This is a genomic window from Blastomonas sp., assembly GCF_041747255.1.
In the GTDB taxonomy this organism is placed as follows: Bacteria; Pseudomonadota; Alphaproteobacteria; order Sphingomonadales; family Sphingomonadaceae; genus Blastomonas.
The window spans coordinates 1-4,047 of sequence record NZ_JBGTFM010000341.1; the positions used below are offsets into that span (position 1 = coordinate 1).

The following is a 4,047-nucleotide window of genomic DNA, read 5'->3' on the forward strand; positions in this document are numbered from 1 at the left end:
CATCGGCGCGGCTGACCGCAGCGTTGGTCGGCGGGAGATCAGGCCCGGCCGGTCGGCCCGCCACGCCTATTCCTCGGTGCGGATCAGCACTGTTTCGCCAAGCATCAGAAACAGCATGAACGGCGCCCAGGCCGCGAGAAATGGCGGATAGGCCCCCAGATTGCCCATCGCCAGTGCGAAATTATCTGCAACGAAATAGGTAAAGCCCAGCCCCATGCCCATGACGGCGCGCAGAAACAACTGGCCGGAGCGCGCAAGGCCAAAGCCCGCGACCGCACCCAGCAACGGCATCAGCAAGGCCGAGAGCGGACCCGAAAGCTTGTGCCACAGATTGGCCTCAAGCGATGCGGTCGGACGCCCGGCGGCCTTGAGCTCATTGATCGCAGCATAAAGCGCCATGAACGACAGGCCATTGGGATCGACCTTGCTCAAGGTAAACTGGTCGGGCTTGATGTCGCCGCCAAAATTGATCGCACCCAGATCCTCGCGCTTGCCCGATGCGACATCGAACGCGCTGGCATCGCTCAGCATCCAGCCGCTGCTGGTATAGCGGCCAGCGCTGGCCTCGATGATCTGGCTCAGCCCGCCGTCATTGTCGCGGCGATATACGGTGAGGCCGGTGAGCCGGGTCGCAGCGCCGCTGCCCGCGACATTCTCGGCATGGACGATGTCATTGCCGTTGCGCACCCAGATATTGGCCTTGACGTTCGAATCGCGCGGGATCGGGCCAAAATCGGCGGCCTGCCAAGCGGTTAGCGTCGCGGTGGCCCGGCTCAGGATGCGGTCGCTGAACGCGAAGGTAATGATCGAGACGCCCAGCGCCGCAATCAGCAGCGGCGCCAGCACCTGATGCGCAGACAGGCCCGCTGCCTTCATCGCCACGACCTCGCTGTTCTGGTTGAGCGTCGCCAAGGTCACGATGGTCGCCAGCAGCACCGAAAAAGGCAGCACGAGATCGATGATCTGCGGCGCACGCAGCGAGATATAGATCAGCAGCTCGGCCTGGCCATTGCCCTTGTAGGCGAAAATCTTGTCGCTCTGCCCCAGCAGATCGAGCGACATCAGCACGACAAACAGCAAGGCCGCTACCGCGAGAATGCGGGTGACGAACATACGCGCCATATAGATGGACACGGTGCGCGAAGGGAAAAACTCTAGTTGCATGGGCCGGGTTACTGATCCTGAAACGCGCGTTTGCGGCCAAGGCTGAGCAGCCCCTTGAGCCCTGCCCCGGCCTTGGAAAAGGCGGTTTCGAGCGCGCTAATGGGTTGCCCGCCGGGCACATGCGCCACCTGATAATACATCCAGGCAATCAGCATCGCAAACAGTGCAAACGGCACCCATAAGGCGATGAAGGGATCAATAATACCAAGCCCGCCAATGCCTTCGCCATATTCATTGATCTTGTGATAGGTGACAATCATGATGATCGACAGGAACACGCCAAGTGCCGATGTCGAGCGCTTGGGCGGAATTGCGAGGGCCAGCGCGAGCAGCGGGATCAGCAGCATCATCACCACCTCGACCATGCGAAAGTGAAAATTGGCGCGGCTCTGGTTGCGCAGTTCGACCGGAATGGCGGCGTTGCCTCCGATCCGCACCAGTTCAGGGATGGTATATTCGCGGTCCTTGCCGCCGCGCCCGCGAAACGCCTCAATCTTGGGCAGATCGATGGGCAAGTCGTGGTTCGAAAAGCTCAAGATACGGGGTGTTTCGAACGTCGGCGAATCATGCACGAGCGTGCCGCGCGTCAGCCGCAGGATGATCGTGTCGGGATCATCGGTGGCCATGAACCGGCCCTGCTCTGCGGTGACCGACAGCGATGTGCCGCCCTCGGTGCGCGCGCGCACGAAAATGCCGTCAAGCTCGCGCCCGCCGCTGCGGCTTTCTTCGATGCGCATCGTCATGCGGCCACCCAGCTGGGTAAATTCGCCGACCTTGATCGATGCCCCCAGCGCGCCTGAGCGCAGTTCGAAGCCAAGCTCTTCATAGGCATAGCGCGCCTTGGGCTGGACATAGCCGACCAACGCCAGGTTAACGAGCATCAGCCCGATGGCAAACATATAAGGCACGCGCAACAGGCGGCCATAGCCCAGGCCCACCGCGCGCAGCACATCAAGCTCGGATGACAGGGCGAGCTTGCGAAAGGCGAGCAGGATGCCGAGCAGCAGCCCGATGGGAATGCCGAGCGAGAGATATTCGGGGATCAGATTGGCGAGCATCCGCCACACCACGCTGACCGGACCGCCTTCTGCCGCGACAAAATCAAACAGCCGCAGCATCTTGTCCAGCACCAGCAGCATGGCGGAGATGACCAGAGTGCCGACCAGCGGGAAGAACACAAGGCGGGCAATATAAGCGTCTGTAGCTGTTAGCAATTTCAACTTATTGTCGCCCTGTCACCATGATTTGGCCGCAAACACTTCCCATAAGCAGACACGTAGAGGGGCAAAACCACCGGTTCGCGCCATTTGGGGCGTTGCGGGCTATAGCTTCTGGGATTGATTACGTCATGTTCAAAATTTCGCTTACCTCGCCGACCGGTCTGGCCTCACTTGCTGCTTTGGCAGCAGGCGGGCTTGTGCTTGCGGCGAGCATTCCTGCTGCTTATGCCCAGCGCCAGACCATCAGCAACGATATGTCCAAATGCGCCGCCGGCGCATCCGGTCCCGCCGTGCATGTCTCGGTCAGCGGCTTCAAGGCAGCGACCGGCCGGGTGCGCGTGCAGGCTTACCCCGCGACCAAGCAGCACTGGCTTGAGAAGGGCGCATGGATCAACCGCATCGACTCCGCCGTTTCACCGCGCGGCGGCAAGATGGAATTCTGCGTGCCGCTGGCTGACGCGGGGTCTTATGGCATTGCGGTGCGGCACGATATCGATGGCAGCGGCAAATCGGGCTGGAACGATGGCGGCGGTTTTTCGAACAACCCCACGCTCTCGCTGCTTAGCCTCAAGCCCCCGGCCAGCAAGACCGCCATTCGGGTTGGCAATGGCGTCACCCGTATTTCCGTCGTGCTCAACTATCGCCAGGGCACGGTGATCAGGCCGATTGGATGATTGAATGACGCTTGTTGCCCTGATCTCAAATCCTCGGTCGACGGGCAACCGCGCAATGCTGCCCGCGGTGCGCGATTATTGTGCGCGCAACCCGGACATCTTCCATTATGAGGTTGAAGAGGTCGACCAGATCGCCGCCGCGCTGCGCACCATCGCGCTGATCAAGCCCAAGGTGCTGGTGATCAACGGCGGCGATGGCACGGTGCAGGCGACGCTGACCGAGCTGTATCATGGCGGCCATTTTGGCGACAATCCGCCGCCGGTCGCGGTGCTGCCCAATGGCAAGACCAACCTGATCGCGCAGGATCTGGGTGCTTATGGCAAGCCGCTCGCCGCGCTCGACAAGATCGTGCAGATCGCGCGCGATGACCTTGAAAGCCATATCGTGGTGCGCCAACTGATCGCGCTGTCCGACGGCGAAGATGGCCGCGCAGTGCTGGGCATGTTCCTTGGCGGTGCAGGGCTAGCCGAGATCATCCTGTATTGCCGCAACAAGATTTACCCGCTGGGCCTGCCCAATTCGGTCAGCCATCTGCTTGCGGCGCTTGCCGGGCTGGCGGCGGTACTGTTCGGGCTCAGCGCCAAGTTTCTGCCGATCACGCGCAATGCGCTGAGGATTTCGTGGTTCCGCACCGGAGAGCTCAACGGCAGCTTTGCGGTGGTGATGGTGACGACGCTTGAAAAGCTGCTGCTGGGCAGTCGGTCGGAGGTCAACGCATCACCAACGGGCCATCTCAAATTCATTGCGGTGGAGCACAATCGCGCCGGGGTGACGACGATGCTGCTCGATACGCTGATGGGCCGGTTCGGCACCCGGCGCGGACGCGGCGTGCATCTGGCGCGCGAAGACATGATCCGGATCGACAGCGACCAGGGCCGGGTGATCCTTGACGGCGAGCTGTTTGAGGCAAGCGCGGGCAAGCCGATCATCCTGCGCTCGACCGCGCCGGTGCCGTTCCTGCGGCTGGCGGCATAACCTGTTGCCCCCC

4 protein-coding genes are annotated in these 4,047 nt (G+C 61.8%); 2 read left to right on the forward strand and 2 right to left on the reverse strand.

Annotated features, from left to right (window positions below; translation table 11 throughout):
* Positions 1 to 66: 66 nt before the first annotated feature.
* Together lptG and lptF are read right to left on the reverse strand one after the other, a co-directional pair.
* Positions 67 to 1,164, reverse strand: coding sequence for an LPS export ABC transporter permease LptG (gene lptG, locus ACEW8G_RS11575; protein ID WP_373488571.1), 1,098 nt, complete (start codon positions 1,162 to 1,164; stop codon positions 67 to 69).
* Between the two features lie 8 nt (positions 1,165 to 1,172).
* Positions 1,173 to 2,378 (reverse strand): LPS export ABC transporter permease LptF, encoded by a 1,206-nt coding sequence (gene lptF / locus ACEW8G_RS11580; protein WP_373488574.1) that lies wholly within the window; start codon positions 2,376 to 2,378, stop codon positions 1,173 to 1,175.
* Positions 2,379 to 2,512: 134 nt separating this feature from the next.
* On the opposite strand from lptF, the gene ACEW8G_RS11585 reads away from it, so the two are divergent.
* Positions 2,513 to 3,058 carry a DUF2141 domain-containing protein gene (locus tag ACEW8G_RS11585; protein WP_373488572.1) on the forward strand — a complete coding sequence of 182 codons (546 nt, stop codon included), beginning with the start codon at positions 2,513 to 2,515 and terminating at the stop codon, positions 3,056 to 3,058.
* A 4-nt stretch (positions 3,059 to 3,062) separates the two neighbouring features.
* Positions 3,063 to 4,034 (forward strand): diacylglycerol kinase family protein, encoded by a 972-nt coding sequence (locus ACEW8G_RS11590; RefSeq protein WP_373488573.1) that lies wholly within the window; start codon positions 3,063 to 3,065, stop codon positions 4,032 to 4,034.
* The last annotated feature ends 13 nt before the right edge of the window (positions 4,035 to 4,047 follow it).